Raw genomic sequence first — 20,541 nt, forward strand, 5'->3', positions numbered from 1 at the left:
GAAACAAAAATGAAAAAATGGTTATTTGTATTTACACTCATTCTAGTAATGGGAGCACTTGCCGCTTGTGGTGGAAAAGATTCATCAGGATCGAACAATGATAAGAAAGAAATTGCTATTGGTGCAACTGCGGGTCCATTTACAGATATGGTGACAAAAGCAATCAAACCTGGCCTTGAAAAGAAAGGTTATAAGGTAAAGGTAGTAGAATTCAGTGATTATATCCAACCAAATAACGCTCTAGGAACAGGCGATATCGACGCTAACGTTTTTCAAAATAAAATCTATATGGAAACATTTGCAGAGCAAAATAAATTAAACTTAGCGGAAGTCATTACAGTGCCGACTTCTCCAATGGTTGTATTTTCAAATAAATTTAAATCAATTGATGAAATCACAGATGGTGCAACGTATGCCTTACCAAACGATCCTACAAATATGGGTAGAGCATTATTAATTTTGGAGCAAGAAGGCTTCATTACATTAAAAGATGATGTAAGCCATTTGACGATTTCCGAAAAAGATATTAAAGATAATCCAAAAAATCTTAAGTTCCAACCATTAGAAGCAGGACAGCTTGCCCGTGCAATCGAGAGTGCCGATATGTCCGCAGTACCTGGGAACTTTGTGTTTGCAGCAGGCCTTGATATGAATGAAGGCATTATGATCGAAAACATGAGAGATGTTCACCGTAACCGTGTCGTCATCGATGGAAAAAATAAAGATGCACAATTTGTAAAAGATATTAAAGAAGTAGTAGAATCAAAGGAATTCGAAGATGTCATTGACAGTGACTTTCCAGGCTTTACAAAACCAGATTGGATGAGAGAAAGAAAATAGTAATGTAATGACTAGCATTCTATGACCCTCGGATTATTGGCCGAGGGTCATTTTTTTAATAGTAAAAAGACGTATCCTTAAAAATATGGTTTTAATATATTTCTTAGAAGCTCAGCACTTTGATGAAATAAGCGTTGTTCTTCCTCACTAATCTCTAATTCAACGATTTCCCTTATTCCGTTTCGATTTACGACCGCTGGCACTCCTATATAAATATCCTTTTCCATATACTCTCCTTCCAGTAGTGTTGACACTGTCAGGATGGTGTTTTCATTTCGAAGAATCGCTTTTGTTAATCATACAAGCCCCATTGCAATTCCGTAATAAGTGGCACCTTTACTTTTAATGACTTCATATGCTGAATCACGCACTTGGATAAAAATTTTATCTAAGTCTTCTTTTTTATACCTTGGATTACGCTCAATCATATTTAGGACCGGGACTCCACCAACATCAGCCAAGCTATATACCGGTAACTCACTATCACCATGCTCTCCGATAATATAAGCGTGAACATTGTTTGGAGCGACGTTAAAATAATCGCCTAACAAATATCTAAAACGAGCAGTATCTAGAATGGTCCCCGATCCGATGACACGTTCTTTTGGAAGGCCACTAAATCTCCACGTAGCGTAAGTTAAGATATCAACAGGATTAGTGGCGACTAAAAATATCCCATCAAACCCGCTCGCCATTACACTCTCCACAATAGACTTAAATATTTTTAGGTTTTTTTCTACTAAATCTAACCGTGTTTCACCTTCTTTTTGATTTGCACCAGCGCATATAACAACGAGATCGGCATCGGTACAATCTTCATATTGTCCATATCTAATATGGGTTAAATCGGGAGCAAACACCTTGCCGTGGTTAAGATCCATCACGTCGCCAAATGCTTTTTCTTTATTAACATCTATCAGAATCAGCTCGTCTGCAATCCCTTGATTCATTAGAGCAAACGCATAGCTTGATCCGACAAAGCCAGTACCAATAATCGCCACGTAATTTCCTTTTTTCATCCGCTTGACCTCCATGACTCATTGTAATTTGAACTAATTATAGAGCGGGCTACTATATAAGTCTAATGAAAATGAACTTTTCCTAATCAATGAAACTTTTACAAAAGTCATCCGTCTTAAGATATAATAAAAGGAAAAATGAGGAAATCTTCACTCGGAAAGGATGTGGGGATGATTAATAGATTAGTACAAAAACTTCTAAAAAAAGATCGCGATTCGGAAAGAGTCATTTTTGAAATGTTTTATCAACGAGTGTATTATACTGCGTACTATATTGTCCAAGATCGTGAATTAGCGCAGGATATCGTACAGGAAACGTTTCTTAAAGCTTTTCAAAATATGCACACGGTTAAGGATGGAGAAAAGTTAGGAGCATGGTTAGCTGCGATTGCCTCCCGCACAGCCATTGATTACCTGAGAAAAATCAAAAAGTGGAACGATGTTGCTACGGAAGACCATATCATCGACGAACACCTTTCTAAACATGAAGATTATCAATCTACTGTTGAGACGATTGTTGAAAAAAAGTTCCTAAAGAACATACTCCTCCAAGAAATTGATGAACTAAAACCGGAACATAAGCAAGTATTAATATTAGCGTATATACATGATATGAGATATGAAGAAATTGCCGAGGCATTAGATATTAAAGTGACGATGGTCAAAACACGTATCCACCGCGCTAAGTTAAAATTAAGGGAAGCATTAGAAACAAAACCCGATATGAGGGAGATGATACATAATGCCAGAGTATAAACAATATCATTTGGACGAAATCATTCGTGAAGCATTAAATGAAAAAATAAATAGCTGCCCACCTCCTCTTCTGGAGGCTTCGGAAGCATGGAAGCAAATCGAAACACGAATGAGTGGAAAAAGAGAAAAAACACTCCCACTTCGTATATTGCGAAATCCTTTTTTGATTGCAGCGGCTGTATTATTATTCTTTATTTTCGCAACTACTCCAAAATCGGGTATCGCCTTTAACCAATTTACGGACATATTCCATACAATACAAGGGAATGTAGTCCATTTACTTGGGAAATCTGGAGGTCCCGGCGAGGAGTCGGGCATAATCGATGGAACGTTTGAGGTTATTGAGGATTCAGAAATAATATCTAAACAAATGAGTCTAGAAGAGGCTAAAAACGCTGCCCACTTTCCAATTTTAATCCCTAAAAATCTTATCGAAGAATTTCAATTAGAGGATGTAACAGTCATGGATGGCTATGAAGATAAAGTAGAGGCTGTTTATTTAAATTATGTCGGTAAGGATAGAGGCTTTATGGTGACGGAAATGCCACTAGAAACCCAAATGGCGTTTGGAGCCACTATGGATGTCGATGATGTATCAATAGAAGAAGTGCAAATTAAAGGACAAAAGGCAAACTTAATCATTTATAAAAACGGCCACGCCCAGTTAGTCTGGATGACACAAAGTCACTATTTTTCTATTGAAGGCAAATTGACGAAGGAAGAGATATTAACAATTGCAAATTCTATATAAAAGAGGTTCTCCCAATTTTTTAAAGGGAGAACCTTTTCTTATTCTACTTTTTGCCGCTTAGTTTGCATTTGTCCACCAATGATAAAAGTGGCTAACAGTAAGAAACCTAAAATGATGACGGCCCAATTTTTATTTATGAAGCCTAAAAGAATGATAGGGGAGGAAGTCGTAGACATATAGGCTAAATTGAATTTTTTCTTTTTCATAATTTTCACTACCTATTCAAATTTAATTCGATTCATTCCAATAAGGAGAAACACGAGCGTAAATGCCAGTAGGACCCCACTAGGTGCAAGAACATCCATGACCGTCCCGCCTCTAACGGTTAATTCCGCAAAGCCTTCCAACCCCCAATATTGTGGAACAAATTTAGCGATTTGCTGCATTACATTTGGCATGATTTCGAGCGGCCAATAGACCCCGCCAAGCATACATGTTGAAACGATGATCAGATTTCCAAAAACGGATTGCTGCTCGGATGTTCTGACAAAGCCGGCTATAAAGAGTCCTAGTCCAATCGTGCATAATAGTAAACTTGAAACAAGAACGAAGATTCCAAATACGTTTCCCCAGTTTACATCAAATACGAATGTTGAAACGAGCATTAGTACACCAAATTGAATCCACCCGATTAGGAAAAAGGCAAGCAAATATCCAATCAACAGTTCCTTTTTCGATGTAGGAGTAGACATCATTCTGTACCAAACGCCTGTCTGCCTAGCCTCTAAAAAGATTCCGGTAATAATAAGCATCGTAATCATGACAAACATAATCGTAAATCCAGCAGAACGAGCGGTCATATTGTTCATCGTTTCCAGTTCTTTACTCTTTGAGATGACCACTTTTTTTATGCTAGCATCTGTGGCGAGTTCGTTAGAGATTTTACCCTGAACGCCTTTCCAGCTGTCTCCTGCAATATTCTGATAAGTACTTGCTGCCGTAGCCTCGATTCTTAGTTTTACCATGCTGTCATTGATGACCTGCTCGATCATTTTTGCTCCATTAAATGAAGGAGAGTATACAAAAACCACTTCTGGAATTTCTTTATTCAACATTTGTTCTTCAAATTCTTTATTGATTTGAATATATCCAGTTACCTTTTGGTCTTTGAACTTTTCACTAGCTTCCTTAGCAGTCAAAATACTTATGTCCATAATATTTTTACTTTGCAGCTCGTTCACCAACGCTTCCGATAAGGTGGTGTGATCCTCATCTACTACAGCAATACTAGGTTTGGATTCCCCCTCGCTAGAAAAAAGCGCTCCAAATATAAAGGTGAACAAAAGAGGCATACCAAACATAAGGAGGTATGATTGTGGCTTTTTAAACATTCTTTTTAATTCAAATATCATAATAGCTGTTATTCTTCTCACATTTTTTCACTCCTTATCTTGGCTTTAACTTTAACGATCCGATCAATAATGCTACTAATCCACTAAATAGGAGAACGGTCATTGGTAGGATAAGTGTGTTCCAATCTGTTCCGTTCATAATCTCTACGAAGCTTTCAAGCGCCCATTTATTAGGTGCAATATTCCCCAAAAGCTGCAGAGCATTTGGAAACGCCGCAGCTGGAATCATGGATCCGCCTAATAGCGCTAAAATTTGAACCCCAACGCCACCGATCGTATCAGCTGTTTTTTCTTCTGTAATAATTCCAGCAATAATCATTGAAAAGCCAGATACAGATATAGAAAAGGCCAACCCAATAGCAAGGACTTGCAAAAGATTACTTCCCCAATCGACCCCAAATAAAAAGTGGGTGGCATTGACAAACACGATTAATTGCAGGAAGGAAAAATATAAGGTACCTAAAAATTTTCCGAATATAATAGAAGAACGTTGGGTAGGACTGCTTATTAAACGAGCTAATGTTTCCGTTTTTCGCTCTTGGATAATCGATTTAGCCCCAATTGTTGTATTAAACAAAACGAACATGGCACACATGGCTGCTGCATAGTATTGCATGCCAGAAATCGGTTCCTTCCCATCTTTTTCTGACGTAACAACATTCACACTTGAACCTGCAAGTTCTGAAAGTTCATTTGCAAGGCCGCCCGCGACAGTAGCAATATCGATATTTTCACTAGACACAGGCACAGCCATTAACTCTTTTGAAACGACCTCAGTCGCTTTTGAAACGGACGTTACTCGGTTAATGAAAGACGTCGTGATCGAATTTACAATCATAAATTGAATGTCTTTTTCAGGGTCACTAAACATCGTTACTTCTTTTTGGTCACCCTTCATTAAACCGTCTCCCCAACCAGAAGGGAGGATCATTCCTACATCGACCTGTTGCTTCTCCATAGCTGATCTTAAGCTAGCTTCACTTTTATACTTTTTAAGTGTAATGCTTTCTTTTAATTCATCCCCTTGTAAAACCTTATCTACAAACTGATCGGTTAAATCATCCGCAGAAGAAACGACAATCCCGACCGTTGTAGCTGGAATCGAACTACTTTCTCCAAAAATGCCGCTAAGAGCTGAACCAAGAATGGCTGTCAGTACAATGGGCATTAGCAGCATACTTATAAACCCTTTTCGATCTCGTAAACGTATTTTCATATCTTTCCAGGCAATTGTAAAAGCTCTCATTGATAAACCCCCTAGTCCCGTAATGAGCGCCCTGTTAACTGCAAGAAAAGGGTCTCAAGATTAGGTTCTTTTATTTCCACTGCTCCAATTTTCATGCCATCATTTACAGCTGCGGTCATAATTGAACCTAGTGTTTCATACGGCTGCTCTGCAAAAATTTCGATTATATTCGAATCTTCCTTCGCCACAACTTTTTTGACATTTTCCAGTTTTCTTATGGCATTAAGCGCTTCAATAGTTTCATTTTCAACATTTAATTGAATGACTGACCCGCCAACTAAACGGCTGCACAGCTCAGATTGTGTTCCTATTGCAATGACTTCTCCGTGATCAATGATTCCGACACGGTTGCATAAAAACTCAACCTCTTCCATGTAATGGCTCGTATAAATGATCGTCATTCCTTTTTCATTTAGCTTTTTAACTGTCTCTAGAATATGATTCCTTGATTGAGGGTCAATCCCGACTGTTGGCTCATCCATAATCAGTAATTCCGGTTCGTGCATTAAGGCGGCACCGATATTGATTCTCCGTTTCATCCCGCCGGAGAACGTTTCGATTCGATCATTGGCTCGGTCCTTTAAACCAACGAACTCCAGCACTTCGTCCGCACGTTTTTTGGCTTGAGAGCCTTTTAATCCATACATCGCTCCCCAAAAAAGCAAATTATCCTTAGCTGACATCGTTGGGTAAAGGGCGATCTCCTGCGGAACGACACCTATTTTTTTCTTAATGAGCATTGGTGATTTCTTAACAGATAGATCATCAACCAACACTTCTCCTTGATCGTATGGAATAAGACCGCATATCATCGAGATGGTAGTAGATTTTCCTGCACCATTAGGGCCGAGAAGACCAAATGACTCGCCTTTTTCAATGGTAAAAGAAACATTTTTTACGACTTCTTTTTTTCCGTAGCTTTTTTTAAGCTCTTTAACCTCTAACATGACTCCACATCCTTTTAATAACGGTTATTAACTAAACACAGTATATCGTGTATCCTTTCCAAGCAAATCTCTCTCCAGATAGATTTTTTCAAAAAAAAATACAGCTATGTTAGCTGTATGTCATAGGGCACTATGCCAAAAGTCATCTATCAAAAGGAAGTGATATGATATCTCACCGCGAAAATAGCTGCTTGAGTCCGGTCTCTTAGCTCGAGTTTACTTATTAAATTAGATACGTGATTTTTAACGGTTCCTTCTGAGATGAATAGTTCATTGGCGATTTCTTTATTGTTTAAGCCTAAGCCGAGTTTGCTTAATACTTCAAGTTCGCGTTCTGTTAAGTCCTTTATGATTTGCGGAACATCAGTATGATGATCAGCTGGTTGGCTTCTCCTCATTTCTTTTACAATTTCAGCTGTTAATTCTTTTGGTAAAACCATTCCACCGGACTGAACCGTCATGATTGCTTGAACGATCGCATCAGTAGGCATATCTTTTAATAAATAGCCGCTAGCACCTTCTTCGAGTGCCTCGAAAATTATCGCACTATCGTTAAAAGTTGTTAGCATTAATACTTTTGTATCTGGTAAGGAAGAGGTTATAAGCTTCGTTCCTTCAACTCCATTGGCGATTGGCATGCGAATATCCATTAATACGATATCAGGGAGAAGATGACTCGCTTTTTCAAACGCTTCTTTTCCGTTCGATGCGACACCGACTACCTCGATTTCTGGTCTAAGATTCAAAATGGTAGCAAGTCCATCCCTCATTAACTCTTGATCATCCACGATTAAAACCTTTATCATTACGCTCCCCCCATCTGCCATTGAATCTCCTTCAATGGCACACTCATCCTTATGATAAACCCTTGCTGTGGATTGCTTTCAAACACGATTTGACCACCGTGCTCTTGAACTCTATCTCTCATATTCTTCAAGCCAAATCCAGGGCTAACATTTGTCGATCCTGTTCCGTTATCTCTTATAAAAGCCTCCAAGGTAGAATCGGATACTTCAATCGTGACATTACATTCTGTCGCTTGTCCATGCCGAACTGCATTCGTAACCGATTCTTGTATGATGCGTGTTAAGTCTAATTGAATGGCAGTTGGAATTTGCGAAGCATTTCCCTTTAATTGAAAACTAGATTTCAAGCCAGTCATATTCTGATAGTCTTCGAGAATTTTTCTAATCGTTGCCACAAAGGACCTGTTTTCATCTTTTAGTGTTCGCACAGATAACCGTAGTTCTTGAAGAGCATTTCTTGCCAGTTCCTCGCAAAGAAGTATCGTTTGCTTGCTCTTTTCGGGTTGAATATTGTATAGCTCTTTTGCTACTTGCAGCTGAACGAGTAATGCAGTCATTTTATGGCCTACGGTATCGTGAATCTCACCGGAAATTCGATTTCGCTCCTGAATAAGTGTTAATTCCTCTACTTGGTTGGAGTAATGCTGTAATTGTTCGTGGGCATCTTTTAATGCATGATGCGTCTCTTGAAGCTCTTCATATTGAGTTCCAATTTTTTCTTGTGCATACACAAGCTTATGTATGAGGCGGCCAACAACAGCTTCAAACATAATAAACGCAAAGTTGGTTAAGTTTTCCATTATATCGAGGCTTCCCGTGATTCGATACGTGTAAGAAATACAAAGCGCCCACAAGAAGAAAAAGGCAAGAGAAAATCCCCAAATAATGCGCTTGTTTTCGGCAATTAAAAAGAGAGTTACGGCATCAACTCCGAACAGGAGCAAATAGAGTGTTGGCCCAGGAAAGAAAAAAACAAAACCTAGAATGAAAATAACATCTAGTGTAAGAGCAAAAATAAAAAACTTTTTTACAAGAGAGGTAACTAACAAAAAGTGATTCATACAGAATGCTAATACAGCTATAATGACAAAAGTTAATTGCAATGTTGTATGGTTTTCAACAGAAGTATAGTAAATGAAACTGATCAGAATAAACATGAACAAACGAATACTGCTCAAAAGGGATAATCTCAAAACGTCACCTCTATAAGATGGAATTAGATACTATAATTATAAACCGATTTAGTTGAAAGGGAATATATAAAAATAAAAGAGGTTCCCTAAAGAGAACCTCCTAATCTACGTATACATACGTTGAAATACTTGTATTCTGTTCTATGACTCCTCCATGCATGACCCGATGAAGCCCCCATACCCTGTAATAGGCATTTTTTAAAACCTTCGCCTCTTTAGATAGGGATACAATAGAGGAAGAATAGTTTGTTGCACTTCCGATCGAGAGTACATCCACCCATTTTCCACTCGAAGATTCCCACTTCTGCAACGTTAGGTCAACCTTAATATTATCAACTGGGCTATACGCTTTCGTATTCCCCGAGACCCTTACTTGTGTACTAGAAAGAGCTTGAATAAGAGTGCTTCCGCTCATAAAATATTTTGAAGCTTGAATTGAATTATGATCTAGCGTGCTTCCTGTTCCAACAGAAATAGGAAGTTCATCCGCAGAGCTCTTTTCCACTGCCAAAACAATAGTAAATAACATGATCGCCATCAATAAAAGTCCTGATCGTTTCAATAGAATCATTGAAAATCCTCTCTCCTTTTACATTATTCATTAGACAGACGAAAGAATGGCCGATTTTGTTCCCGAAAAGTTTTAAGAAAGAAGAAAGAGGATATAGAATTTTAATGGATGTGGACAAGGAAGGGAAGTGCTTGCGATTATTACAAAACAAAAATTAGAAGAGGAAACATTACAAGTCATAGAAAAATTACAAAATGAAAAATTTGCTGAGTTAAACGAAATGTTTGAGAAAAAGCGACCTTATGATATGAGTGTAATTTTTCAAAGCCTTCCTGAAAAGTATGGTATATCGCTTCTCCACAACCTGGATGAAACAACGATCGCTAGTATGATGCAAAAAATAAACACGATGCAAAAGCTTGAGGTACTTGGAAAAATTGGCCCTGAAAAAGCAAATAAAGTGCTCGCTTTACTTGATACGAATATCCTTACTCGCCTGTTAAAAAAATACCCCCAAGTTCAATTAAAAAAATTTCTTGAAGAAATGGACGAATCGAACGCCAGTTATGTCAAATCGATGATTGATTATCCTGATAATACAGCGGGAAGTTTAATGTCCAATCGGTATATTTCCATTGAGGACAATTTAACTGTACAAGACGCTATTGATAAAATCAGATCCCTTGCGCTTTACGGTGAGGGTAATAACCATGTTTATCTTATTGATAAAAAAGGATTTTTGACCGGTACTGTTCCGTATAAAGAATTACTACTTGCTGACCCTAATGAAATGTTAAAAAATATTATGCTCAAGCAGGTCATCTGCGTAACGACAACAACAAAGCGCGATCATATTGTTCGGTTGTTCAAACGCTACGATTTTACGGCACTACCTGTTACGAATGAGGATGGAGTGCTAGTAGGAATTATCACATTTGATCATATGGTAGATGCACTCATTCAAGAAGCGAGCGATGATTATGGAAAGTTTTCAACAGCTAGTAAGGAGATTGATTTTAATACTAAACCATTCAATGCAGCTATCCGGCGATTACCATGGTTAGTTATTCTACTTTTTATAGGTCTAATATCCGGAAGCATTATTTCAAAGTTTGAAGGAACATTGGAAAAGGTAGTAGCTTTGGCGTTTTTTATGCCGCTAATTGCCGGGATGACTGGAAATACGGGAACCCAATCCCTTGCAGTAGTCGTCCGTGGATTGGCGGAAAATGAAATTGATGCAAAAACAGTTATGAAATTAATCTTTAGGGAATTTCGGGTAAGCCTTATTATTGGCGTTTCTTGCGGTCTCCTCATTTCGATCATTGCTTTTATTTGGCAAGGGAATATATATTTGGGGCTTGTCGTAGGCTGCTCTCTCTTGCTGACGCTTATACTAGGAACGATGGCAGGAACGGTAATACCACTTATTTTGTATAAATGTAAACTAGACCCCGCCGTTGCTTCAGGGCCGCTGATTACAACGGTAAATGATATTTTCTCTTTGATTACGTATTTTTCAATCGCTTCTTTTTTCTTATCAAAGCTTACGTAAGGAAACAGCACACTGAGATAGTGTGCTGTTATTTTCTTTTTCTTTTCGCTATCAATAAGATTATGAGCAGGATGCCTATGATGAAAAGATATATCCAATTTTTTGATTCGCTTTCAATTTTTTTCCTCGTTGGTTCTATAGGAGCTTCTAGCGAAGGAAAACCAAGACCATCACGGACCGCTTTCATTAATGTTTGAGTTTCGTCATCCTCGCTTAATTCCCAAACCATGGCTCCCGCTAAAGCATTTTCGGTAATAAAATGGACTTTCTCCTTTATGGATTCCGAATCATCAAAGGAAATGAACTCCCTTTTTTCCTCGCTATACAAGTAAGGCACCTTAGCATCATTGTTCCAATAACGTTTAAAACCATTTTGATTGATTATATTTTTTTCTAAAAAATTGTAATCATAGGAGCCAGGTTCGAGATTGCCGCCCCCATTACCAGAGCATGGCTGATAGCCGCCATTTTCGATCATTTTTCCTTCTGTGTTGGGATTGCAATTTCCCCAGGATCGCCCGTAAAAAGGAATGCCTAATACAAGCTTATGCGTAGGAACTCCGTGTTCTAAATGTCCGTTGACAGCAGCGGAGACATTATGGGGATGGACATCGTTTTCCAATGCTTTCGGATCCTCGAAAAGCGGGGCGTTATGGCCAGTTATGGATGACCAGCTTCCATTAAAGTCGTACGTCATAATATTGATATAGTCGACAATCTCGGAGATTTTGTCTAATTCTGTGTTTTCTAAATAGGAAAAGCCTACGCTTGACGCAATCGTAAGGTAGTATTTCTTTCCATCTTTTTGTTCAGCTTTATTGAGAGCGTTTCGGATTTCTTGCAGTAGAAGGGTAAAGTTTTTCTTATCTGAAGGATCATGTTGATTATTAGGCATTCCGCCACTAACAGGGTATTCCCAATCAAGGTCAATGCCATCCATATTATATGTTTGAATATAGGAAACAGCGGATTCCGCAAACTGTTTCCGAGTTTTCTCCGTTCTCGCGACAAGCGACAAATTCATAGACCACGACCAGCCGCCTATAGAAATCAGTGTTTTTAATTGAGGATTTACATGCTTAAAGGCTTTCAAGTTTTCCAAGTTTGGAATGTCGGAAGCAGGGGCCCCTAAAACGACAGTTCCATTGGGAATATCATGTTGTTGTTCGCCATTCAAATCCGTACAAGGCAGTAATCCGCCATTGCCCGCTTCCGGATTTCCATGTTTTCCGTCCCAACACACATCTGCAAACGCATAGTTGATGTGTGTAATGGATTGAGGATTGAAATTTTTAAGTGGAGACCAGCCTCCATAATAACCAATAATGACGTAGTTTTGTTCATTTGCTTTTACAAGAGAAGGGAGGATTAGAAATAGAACAAGTATTGTATTTATGAAAACAGAGTATCGGGACATTTACATATCCTCCTCGTACCAGTATATTTGCAACTATTCTTCCCAAAGGCTGTGAAAGGATTCTAAGGAACTTTAACAAAATGGTGAATCATACCATGGAGGGGCATATTTTTTAAATATAATCTATTGCTAATTTTTAGAAAATAACATAAAATAAATTTAAACTTACAATTGTAATCCTTCGGAGGTGAAAAAGTGAAGGAAGAATCTCCTAAAATTACTGAGGCAGAATGGGTTGTGATGCAGGTGCTTTGGAAATCCGATTCACTAACTATTAGTAAAATTATTCATGAACTGACGCAAAGCACGGACTGGAAACCGAAGACAATACAGACCCTAGTTAATCGTTTAGTGAATAAAAAAGTAGTTGGATATCAGCAAGAAGGAAGGAAGCGTCGATATTTTGCGCTTGTTTCAGAAGAAGAAAGCATTCAAAACGAATCAAAATCGTTTTTACAAAGAATTTTCGGCGGAGCACTTCAACCTATGCTTGTTCATTTAGTTAAGACCAATAAACTGTCCCAAGATGATGTCGAAGAATTAAAGCGCTTACTTGATGAAAGGAGGGATTGAGATGGATCAGTTTCTTACCATACTCGTTCATTGTTTTAAATGGACAATCGTTACTTCCTTATTATCGAGTATCATCGCTATATTTATTTTAATAATCCGAGCTTTATTCAAGAAAAAACTTCAACCTAGATGGTTCGTTTGGCTTTGGCTCATCCTTGTCATACGGCTAATGCTCCCTTGGGTACCTGAGAGCTCCTTCAGTTTATTTAACTTATTTACGCCGAGTAAATCCGATGCATTTATACACTTTCAATTCAATCATACCCTTTATTCTGATCCATCATTTGTAACCCTTCAACCAAGAACAGACCTAGATACAAATACAGCTTCCGAGAATCCCACTTCTAGTAATCTTCATCCTATAATCATCATCGCCGCGTTCTTATGGCTCGCAGGCATGGCAATTGGCCTAATTCAGCTTTTTCGCACTAATCGTCGATTCAGTAAATGTCTATATTCCGCCATACCAATTTCTGATACTTCTATTCTAGAACTATTCAATATGTGTAAACAGAAATCAAACATTAATTCTGATATTCAACTTATGACAAGTCCAGCAATATTTTCTCCTGCATTGTACGGCTTGTGGCGGCCAAGGTTAATTCTGCCATCCAAACAGTTGCAGGAGTATAGTAAGAAGGATTTATCCTTTATTTTTTATCATGAGTTGGCACATTTTAAGCATCGTGATATTGGGGTCAATTGGTTAATGATACTGATGTTGCTGCTTCACTGGTTCAATCCTTTACTTTGGTATTGTTATTCCCGTATGCGTGAAGATCAGGAGCTTTCGAGCGATGCCTTTGCCCTATCAAGAATTGAGAATGATGACCCCGCAGACTACGGGCACACAATCTTAAAAGTGATTCAAAGTAATATGGATTTACCACAATTTCCGAGAGCCGCAAACTTTATTTCCACCAAATCTCAAATGGTGAGGAGAATGAAGATGATACGTTCATTTCGTAAAGAAAAGCGTAGATGGTTTCTAGTTGGTATGTTCCTTGTGGCGATAGTATCAGCTGTATCGTTATCAAACGCAAAAATATTTTCCAAATCTGTTACAGTGAGCATCCCTGCTGGATGGGAGGTTTTTCAACAAGCAGAAGCTGAAATGATTTATGTTCCGAAAGAACAGAGCGGCGAATATGGACCGTTGAACATAACTGTTGTGAATTATAAAGAACTAGAGAGAGACAGGAGATATGACACTCCAACTAGAACTTTATAATAAGTCTGATAATCTGGAGTCCTGGCTAAAGGAGATGAAGGACTATTACCAAAATATTGGGATGGAACTGGAGCAAACAACTGACCCGGAAATAGGACCATTATTAATCGAGCAAGATGAGGACCATATTAATATGATTTGGTTTTTGTATGAATCGCAGCCCCAGGCCGTCTCATTATTAGCTGGCGGAAAATATGCTGATTTAGATGTTATGAAGCAAGAAGGTGTTTATAAGATTTTTCAACAAATGGTATCTGAGGTACAGAAAGGCAGTAAATGATGAAGAAACAATTATGGTTAATCTTATTCTTTTATGCAGTACTATTAGCTGGATGCTCCCTTCTTTTCAATCACTTTTGGTATAATAAAAATGAAAAGGAATATAATATGTCGGTTGGGCTAAATGAAACTCAAGAAACCAACGGTGTTAGATTGATATTATATCAAGTCAATTACAGCTATGAATATAACGCACAACGACTTACAGTGTACTTCAAACTTGAAAATCAAGAGAACTCTCCTGCTGTATTAACATTAAGGGAAAATCAAGATACCTCGGAAAACGTTCTCCAATTGAGGAATCCGAAAGAGCGCTTTCCCTTGGTAGGATATGGTTGGGACGATAAAGTAACAAAAAGAGGAAAAGATGAAGATGAAACGGTTATTTTCTCTTTTTCAGCTAGAAAGGAATCCACTTTTGAAGCAACATACTTTTTAAAAGACATCAAGCTATTTGAGGATTTAGAATGTTATATCCCACTTTTTATAAACAATGAAAAAATAGAATTTAATTTTCCAATCCCTTCACCAGAGCAAATTGAAGATTAGTAACACTGGTTACGGGTGAATGACATATCTATGAAACTACTAAAAAAATTACTTTTAACTAGTAAAAATCCCCCTAAAGTCCACCTGGCTATGAACTTGGTTAATCTTAGGGGGAGTATCCGAGTTTTTACAAATTCAGTCTTTTCCTTTATATAAAATCGATATTTAAGAATGTTACCCATTGGTTAAAATAGCATAAGCCCATTTTACTTTTTCATCCTCGGGCGTTTGCACATCCTTTAACGGATAATCGATGCCTAAAGCTTCATATTTATAAACTCCTAATTGATGGTAAGGGAGAATTTCCACTTTTTCTACATTGGATAAAGAGCGAATAAATTCACCAAGTCTTCTTAAATCTTCTTCATTGTCTGTTAGCCCTGGGACAAGTACATGCCGCACCCATACTGGCATTTTCTGTTCCTCAAGATAATGGGCAAAGTCTAAAATATGTTTATTTGAAACAGATGTTAGGTGTTTATGTTTTACTTCGTCGATTTGTTTTAAATCTAGTAAAACAAGGTCGGTTACTTCCATTAATCGACCAAGTGATTTCATAAAACGTTCTTTTCGTGTAAAACATCCGCCAGAGCTATCAATTGCTGTATGGATGCCGAGTTTTTTACATTCTGTAAATAATTCGATGAGAAAGTCAACGTGAAGGAGAGGTTCTCCGCCACTGACTGTCACGCCGCCATTAGAAGCTTGTAAAAAAGGAAGGTAATCTTTTATATCCTTCATCAATTCTTCGACAGAAACTTCTTTGCCTTCTCCATTTCCGAAAGCCCAAGTATCGGGGTTATGACAATATAGACAGCGCAGGAGGCAGCCTTGTGTGAAAATGACATACCTTAGACCTGGGCCATCAACAGTGCCACAAGATTCAATTGAATGAATGCGAGTTTGGATTTTCATAGCTTCAAATCCTTTCATAAGGGAGCCAGTAATGTATAACTGGCTCCAACCTTCTAATGCTTTTGCTGTCTAGCTTCAGGCAGGCGCCTTCCGTTTTTCTTCTTACATCGTTTCATGGAACGTACGATTAATAACATCGATTTGTTGTTCTCTCGTTAACTTGATAAAGTTCACGGCATATCCAGAAACTCGGATTGTAAGTTGTGGATATTCTTCGGGATGTTCCATTGCATCAAGCAGCGTTTCTCGATTGAATACGTTAATGTTCAAGTGGTGTCCATACTTAGTCATATATCCATCAAGAATAGCCGCTAAGTTAGAAATTCTTGTGTCTTCTTCTCGTCCCAGTGCTTTAGGCACGATAGAGAAAGTGTTAGAAATTCCGTCCAACGCATATTCATATGGAAGCTTTGCGACAGAACTTAAAGATGCAATTGCTCCTTTTTGATCGCGTCCGTGAAGTGGGTTCGCCCCTGGTGCAAATGGTTCGCCTTTTCGTCTTCCATCTGGTGTATTACCTGTCTTTTTACCGTAGACAACATTAGATGTAATTGTCAAAACAGATAATGTTGGTGTAGCGCCGCGATAAGCTTTATGTTTTTGGAACTTATTCATAAAGGTTTTAACGAGATTTACGGCAATATCATCAACGCGAGCATCATTGTTTCCGTATTTAGGGAAATCACCTTCAATCTCGAAGTCGACGGCAATGCCATTTTCATCGCGAATTGGTTTCACTTTTGCATACTTAATGGCACTTAAAGAATCTGCTACGACAGATAATCCGGCAATTCCACCAGCCATTGTCCGTAAAACTTCTCGGTCATGGAGCGCCATTTCAATTCTTTCATAACTATATTTATCATGCATGTAATGAATGACATTAAGGGTGTTCATATAAAGCCCAGCAAGCCATTCCATTACGTGGTCAAACTTATCGACGACTTCTTCATACTGCAAATACTCTGTAGTAATCGGTGCAAATGCAGGACCAATTTGAGCTTTTAAAATTTCATCCTTACCGCCATTAATCGCATAAAGCAATGCTTTTGCTAGATTTGCGCGTGCTCCGAAAAACTGCATTTGTTTCCCAATCGTCATCGCAGATACACAGCAGGCGATACCGTAGTCGTCACCGTAAATTCCTCGCATGAGATCATCATTTTCGTATTGAATAGAGCTTGTTTTAATAGACATGTTTGCACAATACTTTTTAAAGTTCTCAGGTAGCAGAGTAGACCATAGGACCGTCAAGTTTGGTTCAGGAGAAGGCCCTAAATTATCAAGCGTGTGCAAGAATCGGAAAGAGTTTTTCGTAACGAGCGGTTTTCCGTCGAGACTAATTCCTCCGATAGATTCTGTTACCCATGTAGGGTCCCCACTGAATAATTCATTGTAATCTGGTGTTCTAGCAAACTTGACTAAGCGTAATTTCATAACGAAATGGTCGACGAGCTCTTGTGCCTCTGTTTCCGTTAAGATGCCGTTTTGCAAATCTCTTTCAATATAAATATCTAGGAAAGTAGAAACACGACCTAAGCTCATTGCCGCACCATTTTGTTCTTTAATTGCTGCAAGGTAGGCGAAATATAGCCATTGGAATGCTTCCTTCGCATTTGTGGCAGGTTTAGAAATATCGTATCCGTAAATTTGCGCGAGCTCTTTTAATTCACGTAGAGCATTGATTTGTTCAGCCATTTCTTCACGGTCACGAATCACTTCTTCTGTCATCATGCCGTTGCCAACTAGATTTACTTCAGCTTGTTTTTGCTGAATGAGGAAATCGACCCCGTATAAGGCAACCCTTCGATAGTCTCCGATGATCCGACCACGACCATAAGCATCTGGTAGACCTGTAATGATACCAGCTTTACGTGCTAACCTCATTTCTGCTGTATAGACATCAAATACCCCTTGGTTATGTGTTTTGCGATATTTTGTAAAAATTTCTTCTACATCTTCATCTACTTTGAAACCGTAAGATTCAGCAGCGGCTTCTGCCATCCGAATACCGCCAAATGGCTGGAGAGATCTTTTAAACGGTTTATCAGTTTGGAATCCAACAATTTGTTCTAGTTCTTCTTGTAAGTATCCTGGACCGTGGGAAGTAATCGTTGACACTACTTTCGTATCCATGTCTAACACTCCGCCATTTTCACGCTCTTTTTTTGTTAACTCCATCACTTGCTTCCATAAATCACTCGTCGCTTCTGTAGGTCCTTGTAAAAATTCCTCGTTACCCTCGTATAAAGAGTAGTTATTCACTATAAAATTTCGAACATCCACTTCCTGCTGCCAGCGACCTTCTGCAAAACCTTTCCAATGAGACATCTTGAAGACCTCCTTGAAATTATATTAGTGATAAGTATATTGAAGATATTGTGAAACATTGAGCAAGCGAAAATGAACTTGTGAAGTATTGAGCAATATCCTCATATTCATTATAGCACCTTTAGAATTAAAGAAGTAATGATTTTATGGCAAAATATTGAAAAAAGTAAAGCTCACATATAGCATATAGTGTGCTTCACTTTTTAGGATAAGCATAAATAATATACCGATCCGGTGCATTACCGATATATTGAAATGGGTAACAGGTTGTGACAGTAAGAACCTCTTTGCCATCAGTAGGAGCTATAATGGTTCGGTCATAAGCGTCAACAATTTTAGTGTGATCAATAATGTACTCATACTCTCCATAAGGCATCTTTACGATGAACGAATCACCAATATTAAGTTCTCCAAATTTGCGAAATACGGTATCGCGGTGCCCAGACAATACGATTTGATTTTTTTGGCCGGGAAAAACAGTGCCAGGGTAATGGCCAACCCCGCTTTTAAGTTCTTCTTCATCTACCCCATGCAAAATAGGAATTTCTCTTTCTAGGGCTGGAATTTCTAAAACTCCAACGACCTCGCCTTTTTCTGCACTAAAATCAATCATATTCTCATGTTGAAGCTCTTTTTTATCAAGATGTTCAATTTTTGTCTTTGCTTCCTTTAATGCCTTATCTTTCAATACATTCATTTCGAATATTTGCCAAAGGCTAAACACAATGATCAAACTCCCTAAAATAAGAAGGAAGTAGGATATTTTTTTCTGCAATTTGATACATTCCTTTTTGGATTTTTTAAAGGGGAAAACTATCTTAGTTTTATATAAAATATAGACGAAATTTTTATTAAAAGATAGAGTCGATTGGATAAATTTGGAGGTTGGTATAAAAAATAACAGGATTTTCAATTTTTTGGATGACTAGAAGCCTTACCTCTTTTCAAAGGAGGTAAGGCTTCTTATTTATCGTTTGCACTTAAAATAAGCTCAATCTCTTTAGGCAACACTTCACTGTCATGGTTATACCAAAAGTATTGCTTACCATCAAAAAACAATGGGATTTTTTCAGCAATAGGTGATGAAGTGTATACGAGGATCACAAACGAATTCATATTTGGGTTGGAATAATCAAATGCAACGGTAGAATCCGGTTTTCCCGATTTTAGAATATCAAATAGTTGAGAAATATCCTTTTTGTCCGAAATGGCTTTCCTCAAAATGAATTGATTATAAGAAACTTCATCAAAAATTTGAACCTTTGTTACTTCATCTTTATTAAAGTAAGAAGTATTTGCCGCATAATTTTCTTTCGAATAAATTTTATAACCATTAATTGAATCCTTGTCTCGTATGGCAAGTAAATTTGATTCATTTTTCACTTCGTACAAAGCCGTTCCTTTAGAGATGTATGCGGCATCTCCATCCTTGGATTTATAACTTGGATCTTTAACATTGTTTTCTAACGTGTGTTTAATCTTCCCGACTTTTTTTCCGATTAATTCAGGATCGGCTATTTCTAATGTGCTTCCATTGTATTGTTCCCCATTAAATTGTAAAAAATCGACCCAATCGATGACCACATTAGAATGGCAACCAGTTAATAAAACAAGACATGCTATTATGATATACTTCTTCACTCGTAAAGCCCCCCTACACTTAATAGACGATTTAATGTTAAATAATGTTTCGATTTCCATAAATCATTTTTTGATTACAATGCGCATGACTTCTCCTAGTTCGTTGAAACTATGTAATGGGAGGATGAAGTCAGCATGAATGTTATGACGAATTTTGAAGAGAGAAAACGTGAAAAACAATTAACCATTGAGCGAAAGCTTTTAAGAGATTTATCAATAGAAGAATTAAAAAAAAGTTTGATCATCCATTTTAATGCTCTGCGAATCGGAGTTGGCCCCTTAGATGAAGGGGTGGAAGAGGCCTGCTTTGATGTAGCGATTGAAGCCTATTTAAATGGAGGAGAATTTAGCCGTTTTACAATCCATGGTGAAACGATGGAAATGGCGAAAAAAAGGTGTCATCAAGATATCACACATTTTATCGATACTTTATATTATTTTTGGCTTTACTGGGATTATGGAAAAAAGATGATCAGTGACGAGGATATCTTTTTAGCATGTGAGCATTTTGTTTATTATTGGTGGGTAAACGGCTATAGAAAGGGAGAAAGGAGATACAAATTACGGCTACACTAGGTTTGCCGTTCTAAAAAACAATCTTGTCCCATATGCTTTTACGAAGAAAGCAT

At 37.9% G+C, this 20,541-nt stretch carries 21 protein-coding genes and 1 pseudogene; 9 read left to right on the top strand and 13 right to left on the bottom strand.

The window, feature by feature from the left end; translation table 11 throughout:
• Window positions 1-9 precede the first annotated feature (9 nt).
• Window positions 10-840, top strand: a complete 831-nt coding sequence (locus KHA97_RS23145; RefSeq protein ID WP_213127170.1) for a MetQ/NlpA family ABC transporter substrate-binding protein — start codon at window positions 10-12, stop codon at window positions 838-840.
• Between the two features lie 77 nt (window positions 841-917).
• On the opposite strand, the pseudogene KHA97_RS23150 reads toward KHA97_RS23145, so the two are convergent.
• Window positions 918-1,859: pseudogene (locus KHA97_RS23150) on the bottom strand (L-lactate dehydrogenase).
• A gap of 171 nt (window positions 1,860-2,030) precedes the next feature.
• Between KHA97_RS23150 and KHA97_RS23155 the strand changes: the two are divergent.
• A complete protein-coding gene (locus KHA97_RS23155) occupies window positions 2,031-2,615 on the top strand; it encodes an RNA polymerase sigma factor (RefSeq protein WP_213127171.1) in 585 nt (194 codons plus the stop codon).
• The gene (locus KHA97_RS23160) at window positions 2,602-3,366 is read left to right on the top strand and encodes a DUF4367 domain-containing protein (RefSeq protein ID WP_213127172.1); all 765 of its coding nucleotides are present in this window, start codon (window positions 2,602-2,604) and stop codon (window positions 3,364-3,366) included. The genes KHA97_RS23155 and KHA97_RS23160 overlap by 14 nt, the downstream gene beginning before the upstream one ends.
• Before the next feature lie 38 nt (window positions 3,367-3,404).
• Here the strand turns inward: KHA97_RS23160 and KHA97_RS23165 are convergent, their stop codons facing one another.
• From KHA97_RS23165 to KHA97_RS23195, 7 genes are all read right to left on the bottom strand, one after another.
• Entirely contained in the window at window positions 3,405-3,572 is a 168-nt protein-coding gene (locus KHA97_RS23165; protein WP_213127173.1) for a hypothetical protein, read from the bottom strand.
• Window positions 3,573-3,584: 12 nt separating this feature from the next.
• The gene (locus tag KHA97_RS23170) at window positions 3,585-4,739 is read right to left on the bottom strand and encodes an ABC transporter permease (RefSeq protein ID WP_213127174.1); all 1,155 of its coding nucleotides are present in this window, start codon (window positions 4,737-4,739) and stop codon (window positions 3,585-3,587) included.
• 13 nt (window positions 4,740-4,752) lie between these two features.
• Window positions 4,753-5,964, bottom strand: a complete 1,212-nt coding sequence (locus KHA97_RS23175; protein WP_213127175.1) for an ABC transporter permease — start codon at window positions 5,962-5,964, stop codon at window positions 4,753-4,755.
• 11 nt (window positions 5,965-5,975) lie between these two features.
• A complete protein-coding gene (locus KHA97_RS23180) occupies window positions 5,976-6,911 on the bottom strand; it encodes an ABC transporter ATP-binding protein (RefSeq protein WP_213127176.1) in 936 nt (311 codons plus the stop codon).
• Between the two features lie 149 nt (window positions 6,912-7,060).
• Window positions 7,061-7,717 (bottom strand): response regulator, encoded by a 657-nt coding sequence (locus tag KHA97_RS23185; protein ID WP_213127177.1) that lies wholly within the window; start codon window positions 7,715-7,717, stop codon window positions 7,061-7,063.
• Complete coding sequence (locus tag KHA97_RS23190; protein ID WP_213127178.1) at window positions 7,717-8,910, bottom strand: sensor histidine kinase; 1,194 nt, start codon at window positions 8,908-8,910, stop codon at window positions 7,717-7,719. The genes KHA97_RS23185 and KHA97_RS23190 overlap by 1 nt, the downstream gene beginning before the upstream one ends.
• Before the next feature lie 100 nt (window positions 8,911-9,010).
• Window positions 9,011-9,481, bottom strand: coding sequence for a DUF6147 family protein (locus KHA97_RS23195; protein WP_213127179.1), 471 nt, complete (start codon window positions 9,479-9,481; stop codon window positions 9,011-9,013).
• Between the two features lie 127 nt (window positions 9,482-9,608).
• On the opposite strand from KHA97_RS23195, the gene mgtE reads away from it, so the two are divergent.
• Window positions 9,609-10,976, top strand: a complete 1,368-nt coding sequence (mgtE, locus tag KHA97_RS23200; protein WP_325167532.1) for a magnesium transporter — start codon at window positions 9,609-9,611, stop codon at window positions 10,974-10,976.
• A gap of 28 nt (window positions 10,977-11,004) precedes the next feature.
• Here mgtE and KHA97_RS23205 read toward each other — a convergent pair whose 3' ends face one another.
• On the bottom strand, window positions 11,005-12,393 hold the full coding sequence (locus KHA97_RS23205; RefSeq protein ID WP_213127180.1) for a glycoside hydrolase family 18 protein: 1,389 nt from the start codon (window positions 12,391-12,393) through the stop codon (window positions 11,005-11,007).
• A 195-nt stretch (window positions 12,394-12,588) separates the two neighbouring features.
• On the opposite strand from KHA97_RS23205, the gene KHA97_RS23210 reads away from it, so the two are divergent.
• The 4 genes from KHA97_RS23210 to KHA97_RS23225 are packed head-to-tail and all read left to right on the top strand — an operon-like array spanning window position 12,589 to window position 15,025.
• Window positions 12,589-12,966 (top strand): BlaI/MecI/CopY family transcriptional regulator, encoded by a 378-nt coding sequence (locus KHA97_RS23210; protein ID WP_325167533.1) that lies wholly within the window; start codon window positions 12,589-12,591, stop codon window positions 12,964-12,966.
• 1 nt (window position 12,967) lies between these two features.
• Window positions 12,968-14,197: a M56 family metallopeptidase gene (locus tag KHA97_RS23215; protein ID WP_213127181.1), complete on the top strand. Its 1,230-nt coding sequence runs from the start codon at window positions 12,968-12,970 to the stop codon at window positions 14,195-14,197.
• The gene (locus KHA97_RS23220; RefSeq protein ID WP_213127183.1) at window positions 14,172-14,477 is read left to right on the top strand and encodes a hypothetical protein; all 306 of its coding nucleotides are present in this window, start codon (window positions 14,172-14,174) and stop codon (window positions 14,475-14,477) included. Before KHA97_RS23215 ends, KHA97_RS23220 begins: the two co-directional genes overlap by 26 nt.
• Window positions 14,474-15,025: a hypothetical protein gene (locus KHA97_RS23225; RefSeq protein ID WP_213127185.1), complete on the top strand. Its 552-nt coding sequence runs from the start codon at window positions 14,474-14,476 to the stop codon at window positions 15,023-15,025. Before KHA97_RS23220 ends, KHA97_RS23225 begins: the two co-directional genes overlap by 4 nt.
• A 174-nt stretch (window positions 15,026-15,199) precedes the next feature.
• On the opposite strand, the gene pflA is transcribed toward KHA97_RS23225, so the two are convergent.
• The 4 genes from pflA to KHA97_RS23245 all read right to left on the bottom strand — a co-directional run bounded on the left by pflA (window position 15,200) and on the right by KHA97_RS23245 (window position 19,912).
• Entirely contained in the window at window positions 15,200-15,940 is a 741-nt protein-coding gene (gene pflA, locus KHA97_RS23230; RefSeq protein WP_213127186.1) for a pyruvate formate-lyase-activating protein, read from the bottom strand.
• Window positions 15,941-16,042: 102 nt separating this feature from the next.
• On the bottom strand, window positions 16,043-18,271 hold the full coding sequence (gene pflB, locus KHA97_RS23235) for a formate C-acetyltransferase (protein WP_213127187.1): 2,229 nt from the start codon (window positions 18,269-18,271) through the stop codon (window positions 16,043-16,045).
• Window positions 18,272-18,467: 196 nt separating this feature from the next.
• A complete protein-coding gene (locus KHA97_RS23240) occupies window positions 18,468-18,995 on the bottom strand; it encodes a class D sortase (protein ID WP_325167534.1) in 528 nt (175 codons plus the stop codon).
• A gap of 239 nt (window positions 18,996-19,234) precedes the next feature.
• The gene (locus KHA97_RS23245) at window positions 19,235-19,912 is read right to left on the bottom strand and encodes a hypothetical protein (protein ID WP_213127189.1); all 678 of its coding nucleotides are present in this window, start codon (window positions 19,910-19,912) and stop codon (window positions 19,235-19,237) included.
• A 135-nt stretch (window positions 19,913-20,047) separates the two neighbouring features.
• Here KHA97_RS23245 and KHA97_RS23250 point away from each other — a divergent pair, with 135 nt between their 5' ends.
• Window positions 20,048-20,488 carry a DUF2521 family protein gene (locus KHA97_RS23250; RefSeq protein WP_213127190.1) on the top strand — a complete coding sequence of 147 codons (441 nt, stop codon included), beginning with the start codon at window positions 20,048-20,050 and terminating at the stop codon, window positions 20,486-20,488.
• Window positions 20,489-20,541: the final 53 nt, after the last annotated feature.

It is taken from the genome of Lederbergia citri (assembly GCF_018343625.1).
Taxonomy (GTDB): Bacteria; Bacillota; Bacilli; order Bacillales; family Bacillaceae_C; genus Lederbergia; species Lederbergia citri.

Excerpts from the sequence above, each read along its gene's own strand:
- KHA97_RS23145 (WP_213127170.1), top strand. The coding sequence starts at position 10 with ATGAAAAAATGGTTATTTGTATTTACACTCATTCTAGTAATGGGAGCA.
- KHA97_RS23155 (WP_213127171.1), top strand. The coding sequence starts at position 2,031 with ATGATTAATAGATTAGTACAAAAACTTCTAAAAAAAGATCGCGATTCG.
- KHA97_RS23160 (WP_213127172.1), top strand. The coding sequence starts at position 2,602 with ATGCCAGAGTATAAACAATATCATTTGGACGAAATCATTCGTGAAGCA.
- KHA97_RS23165 (WP_213127173.1), bottom strand. The coding sequence starts at position 3,572 with ATGAAAAAGAAAAAATTCAATTTAGCCTATATGTCTACGACTTCCTCC.
- KHA97_RS23175 (WP_213127175.1), bottom strand. The coding sequence starts at position 5,964 with ATGAGAGCTTTTACAATTGCCTGGAAAGATATGAAAATACGTTTACGA.
- KHA97_RS23180 (WP_213127176.1), bottom strand. The coding sequence starts at position 6,911 with ATGTTAGAGGTTAAAGAGCTTAAAAAAAGCTACGGAAAAAAAGAAGTC.
- KHA97_RS23185 (WP_213127177.1), bottom strand. The coding sequence starts at position 7,717 with ATGATAAAGGTTTTAATCGTGGATGATCAAGAGTTAATGAGGGATGGA.
- KHA97_RS23195 (WP_213127179.1), bottom strand. The coding sequence starts at position 9,481 with ATGATTCTATTGAAACGATCAGGACTTTTATTGATGGCGATCATGTTA.
- KHA97_RS23205 (WP_213127180.1), bottom strand. The coding sequence starts at position 12,393 with ATGTCCCGATACTCTGTTTTCATAAATACAATACTTGTTCTATTTCTA.
- KHA97_RS23215 (WP_213127181.1), top strand. The coding sequence starts at position 12,968 with ATGGATCAGTTTCTTACCATACTCGTTCATTGTTTTAAATGGACAATC.
- KHA97_RS23220 (WP_213127183.1), top strand. The coding sequence starts at position 14,172 with ATGACACTCCAACTAGAACTTTATAATAAGTCTGATAATCTGGAGTCC.
- KHA97_RS23225 (WP_213127185.1), top strand. The coding sequence starts at position 14,474 with ATGATGAAGAAACAATTATGGTTAATCTTATTCTTTTATGCAGTACTA.
- pflA (WP_213127186.1), bottom strand. The coding sequence starts at position 15,940 with ATGAAAATCCAAACTCGCATTCATTCAATTGAATCTTGTGGCACTGTT.
- pflB (WP_213127187.1), bottom strand. The coding sequence starts at position 18,271 with ATGTCTCATTGGAAAGGTTTTGCAGAAGGTCGCTGGCAGCAGGAAGTG.
- KHA97_RS23250 (WP_213127190.1), top strand. The coding sequence starts at position 20,048 with ATGAATGTTATGACGAATTTTGAAGAGAGAAAACGTGAAAAACAATTA.